Below are 12,448 nucleotides of genomic sequence, written 5' to 3' on the forward strand. Positions count from 1 at the left end.
TCGGTGCGGTCAGGCACTTCGCACAGGGTGTAAGCCATGGATATTCTTGCCGTCATCGGGGCAATTTTCGGGGTGGGAGCGGTCGCGGGCGGGGTGCTCACCGCGTTGAGCGCGCGCGTGGTCAGCCAATACGAGAAGGGGCTGGTATTCCGGTTCGGCCGGGTGGTCGGAACCCGAGATCCCGGACTGCGCATGCTTATTCCGTTCGTGGACCGGATGCGCAAGGTCTCCACGCAGATCGTCACCATGCCGGTGCCCGCACAGGACGGCATCACCCGCGACAACGTGACTGTGCGCGTCGACGCCGTGGTTTATTTCCGGGTGATCGATCCGGTCTGTGCGGTAGTGGAGGTGCAGAACTATCTGTTCGCGGTTGGGCAGGTGGCGCAGACGTCCTTGCGGTCGATTATCGGAAAGAGTGATCTGGACAGCCTGTTGTCCAATCGCGAGGAGTTGAACAAGGGGCTGGAGATCATGATCGATAGCCCGGCGCTCGCCTGGGGTATTCATATCGATCGGGTGGAGATCAAGGATGTGTCGATACCGGATTCGCTGAAGCGCTCGATGTCGCGGCAGGCCGAGGCCGAACGGGAACGGCGGGCGCGGGTTATTTCCGCCGAGGGCGAATTGCAGGCGTCGAAGATGTTGGCGCAGGCGGGCGCCCAGATGTCGGAATCGCCGGCGGCACTGCAATTGCGGCTGCTGGAGACTGTGGTTCAGGTTGCGGCGGAAAAGAATTCGACATTGGTGCTGCCGTTCCCGGTGGAGTTGCTGCGGTTCCTGGAACGCGGCACGCCGTCCGGGGCGAGCGCCGCCGACACCGCGGCCGAGTCCACCCCGACCGCATCCGAGTCCACCCCGACCGGATCCGAAACCACACCGGAGATCACTCCGCCCGAGCCGACACCGGCGCTCGATCGGGGCAACACGCCAGTGGCCGACCAAGATGGTATTCGCCCGTAACACAACGGGCGTATACCGATACGGGTACGGCTGACCATTTCGAGCGACCGCAAGGATCGCTACGGCCGATTGCGCCGTACGACCGCATCGGTAGCACAACGTAAGGAAACCGGGCCGATGTCCATACTGATTCCCGTGATCGCGATCATTGTCATGATTGTCGTGGGGTATGTCTTGAAATACCTGCCCAATTACTTGCCGTGGCTGAAGGATTGAAGGTTCCAGCTCAGCAGAGCATCTTCGCCATCTGATAGATCGCCTGGGCCTCTTCCTTGGAGGCCTCGGTGGTGCCCTTCGTGCGCTTGATGACGTTCTGGACGACCTCGTCCTCGCCCTTGCCGGCCTTGATGTCCTTGCAGGTCTCGACCAGGATGTCGCGGATCTTGGCGTCGTCTTTGCCCTCGGCGAGCTTGGGGAAGGCGCTGCGGTAGCTGACGACGAACGTCCCCGCCTTGACGTTGTCCAACGTTTCGCCGCCTGCGGCCTTGGTCGCCGACGTCGTCGCGGAAGCGGGCGCGGCGGAGGAGTCCTTATCATCGCCGCAACCGGCAAGGAGCAGGGCGAATACGGTGAAGCTGGCCGCGATTGCGGCGGTAGTTCTGGTCACGCTGCGGGATGGTAGCGGTACTTGGGAAACGTCGCCTCCCGTGTGGTTAACGGAAGGCGACGAGCACCGCATCGGTGACGGTGAGGTCAGAGCGGGTTGACCATGAAGACCTGAGCCCAATAAGCCGCCTGTTCGGGGCCGAGCAGCGGCATCAGGTAATCGAAAAGAATCGTTGACATCAGTGGATAACTCCCAATTGTCGACGTACAGGTGACTTGCGAATGTGCGGGACAAACTCGACCCCGCCACGCCGGGGAACCATAGCAGCCGGTGTGTGACGTCGCCGGGCTCGGCGTGGCCGGCATGGCGATTGGGGTGGTACTGGCCTAGAACGTGAGCGACGTCATAGAGTAGGCGCCGTTGGTAAGACCCGCTTGGCGGTCCGCCACGAATCTCACATTCTTCGATCACGGAAGCAGGTCACAACTCTATGCGGATTGTTCGTTCACTGGTCGCCGGTGCGCTCATCGCCGGGGCCGCATCGGTTTTCGCCATGCTGGGCACCGGGTCCGCCGCAGCGGTCGCGGTCACCCCGCTGGCGGGTGGGGTCCAGGTCGACCTCAACTCGGCCGACACCGCCTGGGTACACCAGAACCACATCGGGCAGGCCATCGCCGGTCTGCCGCATCCGTCCGCGGCGTCGTTCGGCGAGGCGCTCGACGCGGCGGCGGACGTTTCCGCCAGCGTCCCGGGTGGACGGGTGACCTTTACCGTGTACGGCCCGCTCAATGAATTGAACGGCACCATGTTGGCATTGCAGTAGCGACCGACTGCGACAACGTGGAACTCCACCAGCGGATCGTGTCGGCGCCGGTCGATTTCGGCGCCATTCGATCCGAATTCGGATTGGCCTCGACCTATCCCGCCGAGGCCACCGCGGCGGCCCGCGACGCGATCGACGCGTTCGCGGGCGCTCGCGCCGATCGCACCGATATTCCCTTCGTCACTATCGACCCGCCCGGTGCCATGGATCTGGACCAGGCGGTGCATATCGAACGCACCTCTTCCGGTTTTACCGTCCACTACGCGATCGCCGATGTCGCCGCCGTAGTGGATCCCGTCGGCCCGCTGGCCGAGGAAGCGGGCGCGCGTGGCCAGACCTTCTATCTCCCCGACGGCACCGTGCCGCTGCACCCGCCAGTGCTTTCGGAGAATTCCGCGAGCCTGCTGCCCGACCAGACCAGACCCGTCGCCCTGTGGATCATCGAATGCGATGAGAACGCGGAGCCGCAGCGATACTCGGTGGTCCGTGCCACCGTGTGCTCGCGGGCCCGACTCGACTATGCGAGCGTCCAGGCCGACGCCGACGCGAACCGTCTGCATCCCTCGATCGCGGCCCTGCCGGAATTCGGCACGCGGCGCATCGAGGCCGGGCTGGCCCGCGGTGCGATCGGGCTGCGCTTGCCCGCCCAGAGTGTGATCCGGGACGACAGGGCCGTCGGGCACTGGCGGCTGGTAGTGGAACCGCGCACCGCCGCCGATGACTGGAACGAACAGATTTCCCTGCTGACCGGCATGTGTGCGGCGCGAATCATGTTGGACGGCAGTGCATCCGACGGTGCGCCGCGTGGCGGTGAGCGCATCGCAATGTTGCGGACGATGCCGCCGCCCGCCGATTCGGCGATCGATTCGATGCGCAGGACGGCCGCGGCGTTGGGGGTGGTCTGGCCCGCGGATCAGTCCGTCGGCCGGATGTTGGCCGGGCTCGATCCGAATGCGCCTGCGACATTGGTGCTGATGTCGGAGGCGACCGGGTTGCTGCGTGGTACGGGGTATACGGTGCTCGGCGGTGTGGCTGCCGCGGCCGCGAATGGTGCCGGGGTAGCGGGTTCGCCATCGGCGGACGACGTGTCATCGGCGGGCGGTGCGCGGTCTGCGGACGGCCCGGAGCCGGGCGCCGGTTTGCGGTCGGCCGGTGATGCCGAGTCGTCGGGCGGCGCGGGCCTGTCGGGCAGTTCGGGCGTGATCGGCGGTGCAGGTTCGGTGGGCAGTGCCGGTTCGATCAGCGGTGCGGGCTCGGTGCGCGGCGGGCGGACCGGCGCCAAGCCTGCGAATCACCCACAGACCATGAACAAACTGCAGCACAGCGCGATCGGTGCCCCCTATGCGCACGTCACCGCACCGCTGCGTCGCCTCGCCGACCGCTTCGCCACCGAGATCTGCCTGGCCCGCTGCGCCGGAACCGAAGTACCGCAATGGGTCCGCGACGGCCTGTTCTCCACCGCCGAGTCGATGAAGCGCAGCGACAGCCTCGCAGGCAAGGTGGAACGCGCCTGCATCGACCTCACCGAAGCCACCCTGCTCGCCGAACGCAGCGGCTCGATCTTCGAAGCCGTTGTGGTCCGCGAAGCCAACGGCACCCGCCCCGCCGAGGTCTTCATCGCCGACCCACCGGTAGTCGGCCCCTGCATCGGCGCACCGCCGGAAGGCGCGCAGGTCCCGGTGCGCCTGGTCGCCGCCGACCCCGTCGCCCGCAAGATCAGCTTCGGCTATCCGGCCTGACGCCCGGCACCGGTATCCACCGGAGGGGGTGGAACTGCTGGATATGGCCATCACTCGCCGACCAGGCGCGGATACGTCGCGATCTCACTCCGGTGCGCGCCGACGATGAGTTGATCGTCGAGTTGCGGAAAGCGGCATGGCCTCTCGGACCGCGACCGCCGGGCGGATCCGTCCGGAAAGGCCGATGTGCGGATGCCACACAGAGAGTCATTGTGAACCGAGCAGTGATTGCGTCGGGGTGATGGAGCGGATCCGGAGCAGGATGTCGAACCATTCACCCAGGCCGGCACCAGCGATGTAATGGTTGGCATCGCGGTCCGGGTCGTAGGTTCCGATCACGAGACGGAGTTTCGCGGGCTCGCGCAGCCATCGTTGTACCGCGTCTGCAGGCGGATTTCGCAAATCGAGCAAATAGTTCTCGCGTCCGGGCAGGTCGAGCATTGTGTCGGCGAAATCTTTCGCCGGCGCGGGGATGACCGTGTCGGCACGGACCTGGCCGTGATGGAAGGTGACCGCCACCGATAGGTAGCCGGTGCCGAACCGTTTCCGGAGCAGAGATCCTGTGGTCGGGAACTCTTGCGACATCGCAGCCAGGGTGAGCCGGTTCGCGACCGCTGTATTCGACACCCCTTCCCAGTACACGATGCGCTGCCCGGTGCGATCGTGCCAATCGGCGATGCGGTCGGCCGCGTCCGCGCTTTCGGCGGCGAAGTCACGACGTCCGGAGGCGGTGCTGAACTCGTGGTATCGCACGATGAGACGGGCTGCGTCCAACACGGCGGGCGCATCGGCCGCACCGGGCAACGACTCGACCAGTGTCAGCGCATCTCGGGCGTAGTCGACGAACGGGCGCCCGGGGTGGGTACCGTTGGCGCGCTGTATGTGCTCGCCCAACCGGTGGGCGGTGACGATCGGGTCGTAATGCGAGCTCAGCTCGCCGAGCCGTTCCGGCGCAACAGTTCTGACGAACGCCGTCACTTGCCCATAGTGTGCAGGCTTCGCGGCCTCGGACGTCAGGCCGAACAGCCGCAGTGGATCATCCGGGTGCGCGCAATTGAAGGCCCGCGCCCATTCCAGCACCGCGAGTGTCTCGGAGTTGCGCCACGGGACCCAGACGTCGTCGAGCAATGTGCGCGGGTCACCGACACCCGTGCGCGCATACTCGTCGACGGCCGCGATGACGGCGACGTCGTCGAGCAGCGCCAGCGCCCGAAACCCCTTTTGCTCCACCAACATCCGCAGTATTCGATGCGCGGTTGCGGACAGTTCGTGCCCGGCGCGGGTGGTCATACCGATACCGGCGACGGTGATGTCACCGGCGGCCCGATCAGCCAGCACTTCGAGATCGGCGAGTGGCCCGTCGGCCTCGACCACATCGAGCGGCTGGGCCGTGTCGTGAATCCATTGCCTGACCTCGGCGGCGTCGGGTGCCGGGTACGACATGATGTCCTCCTACAGTGAGCGAACGGCCCCGCCGTGCGGGACGGGGCAGCTGAGTAGCTACGAAAAATGCCTTTAATCGCAAAGCCAATTAACTTTGGAGACAAAGGTAATTGGCGGTGAAGCAGCTGTCAACGACGGAATCGGGATCGGATTCAGCAGGACCGGACACCGACGACGCGGCTCGAGCGATACTGCCGCTGCTCATGCCCCGGCTGGTCGGTCCGGCCCAGAGATCGCAGCCCCGAGGAGTTGCGGTCCCTGCCGCTGGCGCAGCGACATGCTGTTGTCGTACCCGTTTTCGCCGGATCCCTCGCGCGCTACGAACTCGCCGGGCTCTGCCGACCCGGTGCCGCGGAAGTTCGAGCCCTCGACGTAGGTCGCGGTAGATTGCGGTGGAATTCACCTCGGAAGTGGGGAACGTGCGATGAGCGATCCATTGACACTGGAGATTCGGCGGCAACGGCTGTTTCATCGGCTCCGGGAACTACGCGGGGAATTGGCCGAGCTCGACGGCGATTACGGTGCGTTGCAGGCGTCGGGGATATTGGTCGATACCGAGGGGATCGGGGCACTCACGACCCCCGCCTACTGCATAGCCGGGGCGCGAGAAGTCTTCGAGGAGACCATGACGGCACCCGCCCCGCCGAGGTCTTCATCGCCGACCCACCGGTAGTCGGCCCCTGCATCGGCGCGCCCTCGGAAGGCGCGCAGGTCCCGGTGCGCCTGGTCGCCGCCGACCCCGTCGCCCGCAAGATCAGCTTCGACAACCCCGTCTGACGCCCGGCACCGGTATCCACCGGAAGGGGTGGAACCGCTGGATATGGCCATCGCGATCCCGACCGTAGGCACCGGGCACAGCCTCGAGGTTGCCGTCGCCGGTGCATTCGCGGATCGGTATCCGAGTGGTTCGAGCGATCGTTGTGAGACCGTTCAGGGACGGCGCTCGGCCACCACCCGAAACTCCTCGGCGTACGGTCCCGTGACCTCAAACGTGACCGTTGCCGGTTCCGCCGCGTCACCATCGGACTCCGGACCACCTGGGACGATGGACCTTGCCAGCTCTCGAAGTCCGTCAAGCGTCAATGCGTCGAAACCTCTTTGTTTCCAATGGTATTCGAGCGGTGAGGGTGGATTGTCGGCCGTATCGAGCAGTGCCAGCAAAAGATCTTCCCAGCAGATCACGTCCCCGTGCCCTTGCTCTGCGGCTATCTCGACGGCGCGACGCAACGCAGCGATGACGCTGGCGTTTGCCCCAGTGATCGTGGTTACCGACTGATGTTCGGCCATGGCCGACACCTTATCGGCCGTAGCGGCTATTGCCGCTGGACTCGAAGATCTCCCACCCGTTGTACTCGCGGCCTCCGACACACCAAATCCGAATGGCCCTCCCCGGTGCCGGACACATCACCTTGTCCTCCCTGGTCACCGGTTGCTCAGCGCAGCGGACCACTATCCCGCCAGACTGCTCGCACATTTCGATCGTGATTACCGATGCCGGGGAGGTCAGCAACACCAGCACAGCAGTAGCGGCTGCAACAACAAAAACGAGTCGCGAAATGTTGTACCGCAAGGAATTTCCTCATTCCTGGTGCCTGACCGGCCGGGAGCCGATCAGTACTCCCGTGACGGGTCGGGCTTCATCCCGCCCGTGTCCTCGCGTTCGATCCGTTCGCGGATGCCCCAGACGGTGCGGTCCTGCGAAATCCGTTCCGGCCACACGATCACTCCGACCATCACCGCAAGCGGCAGGCCGAAGCACACGACCCACCCGAGCATGATCACGGCAAGTCTCGGAGCAGTCGCAGCACCTTGGCGCATGTCTCGGCGGCTGCGGGTTCGACGGGGCTGAGATCGTGATTCACGACGGCAGCACCCGGAACCCTGCGAGGGAGACTCCCTTGAAGGCCCGACTCCAGATAGAACCCTTGCCCCTCGTCGTTGTCCTCCTCGCCGTAGTCGGTGATCTCCAACAACCCACCTGGAAACACGAACAGTCTTGTGCGCCTGTCCATCTCGACTCCTGTAGTCCGGTGCTGGTAGGCACCCCGTGACCGGTTGGCGTCACATGTCACGGGGGCCAGCTCCGACGCTAAGGAGCCGCAGCGGATAACAGCCAGGAGTGTGCACAACTGTGCTCAGATTTATCTATCAGTCCACAAAGTCGGATAAACCGGGGATCATGTATGGGAGACAGCTACCCCAGAAATCATCGAAATCCCACACCTGCTAACGGGATTCGCCGAACCCGATACGTTCATCGGGTCGGCTATGTCCGACACCGGCCGGGGCACGTTCACCCTGTCCGGCCGACCAGTCGCCGAGCCTGAGACCCTGGCTCAGCTCGACCTTGCCCCCAACGAGACAGCGATTGAAGTTCCGAAGATCAGGAGGACGTTCTACGGTGCTCTACCTTCAGCATGAGCCGCCGGACTGGTTTGCCTTGTTCCGCGATTGCAAGGCCGAAGCGTTCCCCCTTGAAGTTCGGGACGCCTACGCCGTACCGACTGAGTCGGACCGGTTTCGCCGGTTCCTCGCCGGAGAGCCCGCGTTGCCGGACGAGCACAAGAACCGTTGGAACGATCTCATCCGGGAGACGACCGGACGGGGTGTGACTGTCAGCCGGGTACGTGTGGTCACGGTTCCGCACACCGACTATCACCGTTGGTTGCTGTCGGTGACCGATACGAACACCGCGGCAGGTGAGGACATCCGGTACGTGCCCCGGCATCTCGCTGGCGAAGTACCCCCGGATGACTGGTGGCTCATCGACAGCGAGCGCGTTGTCTACAATCTTGTGAACGAGCAAGGGAAGCCATCGGGTCTGGCTGTGACCGCTGACCCGGGAATCGTCGGCTACTCCCGGGGTGTGAAAGAACGACTGTGGGAGCTGGCTACCCCGTACACGGAGTACGTCAGCCAGTGAGCAGTGTCCACGATGCGCGGGAAGCTCTCGGGGTGCGTCTCCGGGAGCTTCGCCGTACGGCCGGGCTGACCAACCGCAAGCTGGCCCAGCTCTCAGGCTGGCATGAGTCGAAGGTGTCCAAGATCGAATTCGGACGGATCAAACCGTCCGATGACGACATTCGGGCGTACTGCGAACATGCAAACGCCAGTGACCAACTCCCAGACCTGCTGGCCACCCTCCACAACATCGAGGTTGCATACCTCGAATGGCGGAAGATCCTCGGAACCGGGCTGAAGCGTCGGCAACAGAAGTCGCTGAAGCTCGAAGCGGAAGCAACCCACATCCGCGACTATCAGCCGCAGATCATTCCCGGCCTGTTGCAGACGGCTGAGTACGCCGAGGCCAAGCTACGCCGGGGTATCCAGTTCCACCAGGTACCCGACGACGTAGACGAAGCCGTGTCGAAGCGGATGGAACGGCAACGCATCCTGTATCAGCGTGACCACCTGTTCCACTTCCTGATTGCTGAGCAAGCGCTCTACACCACCGTTGGCACGGATGCCGTCATGATCGGTCAGCTTGACCGGCTGGCCTCAATCCTCGGAATGCCCAGGGTCACTATCGGCATCGTTCCGGCCACGGCCGAGGCCCTTGTGGTGTCCACCAACTTCGCCATGTTCGACAACCGGCTGGTCATGGTGGAAGGAACAGCCGCGGAGCTGACCATCACGCAGCCACGCGAAATAGCGACCTACGGCCGCGCATTCAAAACCCTTGCCGGACAGTCTGTTATCGGCGAGGCTGCGCGAAAGCTGATCAGGGCAGCACTCGACAAACGACGCCGACGGCCCCCGGAATGACGAACCGGGGGCTATCGGCCTGATTACTCGCACACGACGGCAGCGGTAATCATGGTGGCTCGTCGACTTGCATACCCGTGCACGATCGCTCAGGCAGGTTCGGTGGCGGACTCCCCCTGCTTCACGCGCTCTCGGATGTCCTCGGGAATCCGAAGCTCGAACCACATTGAGCCGCCCGCACCAGCTGCGCGGCCACGTCCCGAGACTTTGAACTTGGCTGTGATCCCAAACCGCACCAACAGATCACGTCGGCCTGTGGTGTCCTCGCCATTCCAAACGTCAGCGTAGCTACGGCCGGTCGGCCGGTACTCGGTCCGAGCCTCAGACATCGGGAGTTGTTCAAGCTCCTGAATCTGAGCATCAAGGGCCGCAATCTGTTTCGTGAACCGTTCTTTGGCGGTCCGGCTCCCGACTGTGCCAAGTAGCGCTGTCAGTTCGTCCATGGCCTCTACAGCGGCCTCGAGTTCGGTTTGATGATCCTCGGCCGCCTTGGTGCGCTCTTCGACGGCTTCCAGCTCAACCTCGGCGACACCGGCAATCACATTCGCGATCAGTCGACCTACCCATGTGCTCAGGTTGAAATTCTCGGTGACCGAGACCATGGATTTGCCACGGTCGTTACACCACGCCACCACTTTGTTCAGGTAGATGGAACCGGTAGCCAACCGGTCCAGTTTCCAACACACAACGACGTCCCATGCGTCCCGTTGCTCAGCCCGAACCACGGCCCGAGCTTCGGTGTGTCGAACGGGTCGACAGACCGGGACACGTCGATGTCCTCGGCCCATCCGATCACCTGGTGTCCGATGGCCTCGGCCCAGCGCTCGACAATCTCGCGTTGGCGCTCCACGGAATTGGACTCATCAGAGAACCGAGACAACCGAACACACGCATGTGCGTCACAGTAGATAACCCCTGGTTAGGCGCTATCCCCAGCTTGCATAGCCGGAGAACTCCGAGGGATCCCTCGTGCGCTACGAACTCGCCGGGCTCTGCCGACCCGGTGGCGCGGAAGTTCGAGCCCTCGACGTAGGTCGCGGTAGATTGCGGTGGAATTCACCTCGGAAGTGGGGCACGTGCGATGAGCGATCCATTGACACTGGAGATTCGGCGGCAACGGCTGTTTCATCGGCTCCGGGAACTACGCGGGGAATTGGCCGAGCTCGACGGCGATTACGGTGCGTTGCAGGCGTCGGGGATATTGGTCGATACCGAGGGGATCGGGGCACTCACGACCCCCGCCTACTGCATAGCCGGGGCGCGAGAAGTCTTCGAGGAGACCATGATCGAACTCGACGCCGCCGCCGATGCGCTCGAGCGCGCCGGTGTCTACACCACCCGACTACGCCCGGTCGTCCTCGAGTAGTCCACGCTGCGCAAACCTGTCGGTGCCTGCGGCTACCGTCGTCAGCTATGAACCTCGCGACCGCTACCGTCGCCGAAATCATCGACGGGATCACGCCACTCGATGCGCTCGAGCGGCAGCATATCGAGGACACCCGCGCCTGGCTGGCCTCGACCGATGATGTGTTCCGGCGCGTCAAACCGGACACTCCCCCACGGCATCTCGTCTCGTATGTGGTGCTCGTCGACCCGCGAGCGCGCGGCGTTCTGCTCGGCCGACATCTGCTCGCCGGACTGTGGTTGCCGACGGGCGGGCACATCTCGCCGGGAGAACATCCGCTGGCCGCGGCCGGACGCGAGGCCGCGGAGGAGTTGGGCATCGATCCCGAATTCACCGTCATCGGGACCGAACCGCTGTTCCTCACGGTCACGACGACGGTCGGGACGCACAGCGGTCACCAGGATGTCAGCCTCTGGTACGTCATCCGCGGCGACCGCACCCGCGAATACACTGTGGACCCCGGCGAATTCGGTGCAGCGCGCTGGTGGGATATCGCCACGTTCGACCGCACCGACACCGATCCACATTTCGCACGCTTCCTCGCGAAACTCGAACCGCTACTCCCTGAAAGGATTCCGGATCTTTGAGCAACTACCGATCGGCGTCTTGCGGCCCTACGTACTCGATTCCGGTGACAATATCCGGCAGGATCCTGGTCACTCGATCACCCGCGCCGACGGTGCGCGGGGGCAAGAACTGTTGGTAGCGCACGATTTCGTGTTGGTCGCGGACGGTGTCGGCGATGCCGGTCACGATCACACACCAGCCGAGCGAGGTTTGGTGATCGATCGCGTCCACCTCATACGCCACGACCTGACGATCCAGCGAACCGGTCGTCGCGGCGTCGGCGTAGATGACCAAGTGGTCCTCGACCACCGCATGGCTGACCGGGCGAATTGCGGGTAAGGCATAGCGCGAGAACGCGACACGCCCGAATCCGATCGTGCCCAGTAGGTGCAGTGCGGTATCGACCGACAGTTCGCGCGACTCCCGCACACCGTCTACTGCCATCTCCCCATTGTCCACCCGTTCCCCACACGAAGCAGCCCCAATCGATCGCCTTACTTCGGATGGGTAGTGATCCTGTTGCCTACCAAGCAATTACGCGGTACGAAGGATACACAGGTATCGGTCTTCCGAGGAAACCGTTCGTCGCCGCCGAAATCGGGCGCGGCCCGAATGGCCACGTCTCCGAGGTCCCGAAACGTGGCCACCAATACGAATCAACGACTCAGGAGGATTTTCAATGCCCGACGATGTGCGGTCGAGCTCTCGGACCGGCGCCCGCGTGGGCAGCAATCGAGGCACGTGGCGTAGGCCGCGACGATCCTTCGGCCCCAGCAAGGAGCTATCCGGAACCGCCACCGCGTTCGCCGATTCCAGCGATCGGCTGGTGCGCCGCCTCTTCGATACCGGGCTGCGGCTGCACAAACTCCGCATGGTTTTCGATCGCCCGGATCCGAGCCCCGCCGAACTGCGGACGGCCAGCGATGCGATTGCCGCGATGCTCGACGATCTGGATGGACTGATCCGCGAAACCGGGCTCGCCATGCTGGATCTCGCCCATGAACGGGACACCGAGACGACCGAATCGCTGCACAACCAAGCTAGGCATGACGGACGACTGACGAATCGTCGCGGACGACTGCGCTGAGCCGACCACCCAGCGCATATCGTTCGGGATCGGGACAGCATCCAAGACGGCCGGACAACCGTGCAGGCTCGCGGCTCCACGGCAGGTGTCCATGCGCCGGGTATCCAGT

General features: G+C 64.1%; 17 protein-coding genes. 10 read left to right on the plus strand and 7 right to left on the minus strand.

Going from position 1 to position 12,448, the window contains the following annotated elements; all coding sequences use genetic code 11:
• Positions 1-36: 36 nt before the first annotated feature.
• Entirely contained in the window at positions 37-963 is a 927-nt protein-coding gene (locus tag AB0L58_RS24900) for a slipin family protein (RefSeq protein ID WP_364390037.1), read from the plus strand.
• A gap of 226 nt (positions 964-1,189) precedes the next feature.
• On the opposite strand, the gene AB0L58_RS24905 is transcribed toward AB0L58_RS24900, so the two are convergent.
• Positions 1,190-1,570 (minus strand): hypothetical protein, encoded by a 381-nt coding sequence (locus AB0L58_RS24905; RefSeq protein ID WP_364390038.1) that lies wholly within the window; start codon positions 1,568-1,570, stop codon positions 1,190-1,192.
• A 430-nt stretch (positions 1,571-2,000) separates the two neighbouring features.
• Here AB0L58_RS24905 and AB0L58_RS24910 point away from each other — a divergent pair, with 430 nt between their 5' ends.
• Positions 2,001-2,333 (plus strand): hypothetical protein, encoded by a 333-nt coding sequence (locus AB0L58_RS24910; RefSeq protein ID WP_364390039.1) that lies wholly within the window; start codon positions 2,001-2,003, stop codon positions 2,331-2,333.
• A 17-nt stretch (positions 2,334-2,350) separates the two neighbouring features.
• Positions 2,351-4,072 (plus strand): RNB domain-containing ribonuclease, encoded by a 1,722-nt coding sequence (locus AB0L58_RS24915; RefSeq protein ID WP_364390041.1) that lies wholly within the window; start codon positions 2,351-2,353, stop codon positions 4,070-4,072.
• A 207-nt stretch (positions 4,073-4,279) separates the two neighbouring features.
• Here AB0L58_RS24915 and AB0L58_RS24920 read toward each other — a convergent pair whose 3' ends face one another.
• Positions 4,280-5,515, minus strand: a complete 1,236-nt coding sequence (locus AB0L58_RS24920; protein ID WP_364390042.1) for an erythromycin esterase family protein — start codon at positions 5,513-5,515, stop codon at positions 4,280-4,282.
• A gap of 424 nt (positions 5,516-5,939) precedes the next feature.
• Between AB0L58_RS24920 and AB0L58_RS24925 the strand changes: the two genes are divergently transcribed.
• Positions 5,940-6,188: a hypothetical protein gene (locus tag AB0L58_RS24925; protein ID WP_364390043.1), complete on the plus strand. Its 249-nt coding sequence runs from the start codon at positions 5,940-5,942 to the stop codon at positions 6,186-6,188.
• An 11-nt stretch (positions 6,189-6,199) separates the two neighbouring features.
• Positions 6,200-6,292 carry a hypothetical protein gene (locus AB0L58_RS24930; RefSeq protein WP_364390156.1) on the plus strand — a complete coding sequence of 31 codons (93 nt, stop codon included), beginning with the start codon at positions 6,200-6,202 and terminating at the stop codon, positions 6,290-6,292.
• Positions 6,293-6,445: 153 nt separating this feature from the next.
• On the opposite strand, the gene AB0L58_RS24935 is transcribed toward AB0L58_RS24930, so the two are convergent.
• The 3 genes from AB0L58_RS24935 to AB0L58_RS24945 all read right to left on the minus strand — a co-directional run bounded on the left by AB0L58_RS24935 (position 6,446) and on the right by AB0L58_RS24945 (position 7,527).
• Entirely contained in the window at positions 6,446-6,802 is a 357-nt protein-coding gene (locus tag AB0L58_RS24935) for a hypothetical protein (RefSeq protein ID WP_364390044.1), read from the minus strand.
• Between the two features lie 324 nt (positions 6,803-7,126).
• Complete coding sequence (locus AB0L58_RS24940) at positions 7,127-7,291, minus strand: hypothetical protein (protein ID WP_364390045.1); 165 nt, start codon at positions 7,289-7,291, stop codon at positions 7,127-7,129.
• 2 nt (positions 7,292-7,293) lie between these two features.
• Positions 7,294-7,527 (minus strand): hypothetical protein, encoded by a 234-nt coding sequence (locus AB0L58_RS24945; RefSeq protein WP_364390046.1) that lies wholly within the window; start codon positions 7,525-7,527, stop codon positions 7,294-7,296.
• Positions 7,528-7,916: 389 nt separating this feature from the next.
• On the opposite strand from AB0L58_RS24945, the gene AB0L58_RS24950 reads away from it, so the two are divergent.
• Complete coding sequence (locus tag AB0L58_RS24950) at positions 7,917-8,438, plus strand: DUF6879 family protein (protein WP_364390047.1); 522 nt, start codon at positions 7,917-7,919, stop codon at positions 8,436-8,438.
• A complete protein-coding gene (locus AB0L58_RS24955; RefSeq protein WP_364390049.1) occupies positions 8,435-9,280 on the plus strand; it encodes a helix-turn-helix transcriptional regulator in 846 nt (281 codons plus the stop codon). The genes AB0L58_RS24950 and AB0L58_RS24955 overlap by 4 nt, the downstream gene beginning before the upstream one ends.
• Before the next feature lie 89 nt (positions 9,281-9,369).
• Here AB0L58_RS24955 and AB0L58_RS24960 read toward each other — a convergent pair whose 3' ends face one another.
• Positions 9,370-10,068, minus strand: a complete 699-nt coding sequence (locus AB0L58_RS24960; RefSeq protein WP_364390051.1) for a recombinase family protein — start codon at positions 10,066-10,068, stop codon at positions 9,370-9,372.
• A gap of 293 nt (positions 10,069-10,361) precedes the next feature.
• Here AB0L58_RS24960 and AB0L58_RS24965 point away from each other — a divergent pair, with 293 nt between their 5' ends.
• Both AB0L58_RS24965 and AB0L58_RS24970 read left to right on the plus strand, forming a co-directional pair.
• Entirely contained in the window at positions 10,362-10,646 is a 285-nt protein-coding gene (locus AB0L58_RS24965) for a hypothetical protein (RefSeq protein ID WP_364390052.1), read from the plus strand.
• 47 nt (positions 10,647-10,693) lie between these two features.
• Positions 10,694-11,272, plus strand: a complete 579-nt coding sequence (locus AB0L58_RS24970) for an NUDIX domain-containing protein (RefSeq protein WP_364390053.1) — start codon at positions 10,694-10,696, stop codon at positions 11,270-11,272.
• A gap of 4 nt (positions 11,273-11,276) precedes the next feature.
• Here AB0L58_RS24970 and AB0L58_RS24975 read toward each other — a convergent pair whose 3' ends face one another.
• A complete protein-coding gene (locus AB0L58_RS24975; RefSeq protein ID WP_364390055.1) occupies positions 11,277-11,696 on the minus strand; it encodes a pyridoxamine 5'-phosphate oxidase family protein in 420 nt (139 codons plus the stop codon).
• Positions 11,697-11,931: 235 nt separating this feature from the next.
• On the opposite strand from AB0L58_RS24975, the gene AB0L58_RS24980 reads away from it, so the two are divergent.
• Complete coding sequence (locus AB0L58_RS24980; protein ID WP_364390056.1) at positions 11,932-12,339, plus strand: hypothetical protein; 408 nt, start codon at positions 11,932-11,934, stop codon at positions 12,337-12,339.
• Positions 12,340-12,448 lie beyond the last annotated feature (109 nt).

Source organism: Nocardia sp. NPDC052112, assembly GCF_040680135.1.
GTDB lineage: Bacteria > Actinomycetota > Actinomycetes > Mycobacteriales > Mycobacteriaceae > Nocardia.

What these genes read in the sequence shown, in the direction of transcription:
- AB0L58_RS24900 (WP_364390037.1), top strand. Translation starts at nt 37, where the DNA reads ATGGATATTCTTGCCGTCATCGGGGCAATTTTCGGGGTGGGAGCGGTC.
- AB0L58_RS24935 (WP_364390044.1), bottom strand. Translation starts at nt 6,802, where the DNA reads ATGGCCGAACATCAGTCGGTAACCACGATCACTGGGGCAAACGCCAGC.
- AB0L58_RS24920 (WP_364390042.1), bottom strand. Translation starts at nt 5,515, where the DNA reads ATGTCGTACCCGGCACCCGACGCCGCCGAGGTCAGGCAATGGATTCAC.
- AB0L58_RS24925 (WP_364390043.1), top strand. Translation starts at nt 5,940, where the DNA reads ATGAGCGATCCATTGACACTGGAGATTCGGCGGCAACGGCTGTTTCAT.
- AB0L58_RS24975 (WP_364390055.1), bottom strand. Translation starts at nt 11,696, where the DNA reads ATGGCAGTAGACGGTGTGCGGGAGTCGCGCGAACTGTCGGTCGATACC.
- AB0L58_RS24970 (WP_364390053.1), top strand. Translation starts at nt 10,694, where the DNA reads ATGAACCTCGCGACCGCTACCGTCGCCGAAATCATCGACGGGATCACG.
- AB0L58_RS24910 (WP_364390039.1), top strand. Translation starts at nt 2,001, where the DNA reads ATGCGGATTGTTCGTTCACTGGTCGCCGGTGCGCTCATCGCCGGGGCC.
- AB0L58_RS24980 (WP_364390056.1), top strand. Translation starts at nt 11,932, where the DNA reads ATGCCCGACGATGTGCGGTCGAGCTCTCGGACCGGCGCCCGCGTGGGC.
- AB0L58_RS24940 (WP_364390045.1), bottom strand. Translation starts at nt 7,291, where the DNA reads ATGCTCGGGTGGGTCGTGTGCTTCGGCCTGCCGCTTGCGGTGATGGTC.
- AB0L58_RS24965 (WP_364390052.1), top strand. Translation starts at nt 10,362, where the DNA reads ATGAGCGATCCATTGACACTGGAGATTCGGCGGCAACGGCTGTTTCAT.
- AB0L58_RS24960 (WP_364390051.1), bottom strand. Translation starts at nt 10,068, where the DNA reads ATGGGCCGAGGACATCGACGTGTCCCGGTCTGTCGACCCGTTCGACAC.
- AB0L58_RS24945 (WP_364390046.1), bottom strand. Translation starts at nt 7,527, where the DNA reads ATGGACAGGCGCACAAGACTGTTCGTGTTTCCAGGTGGGTTGTTGGAG.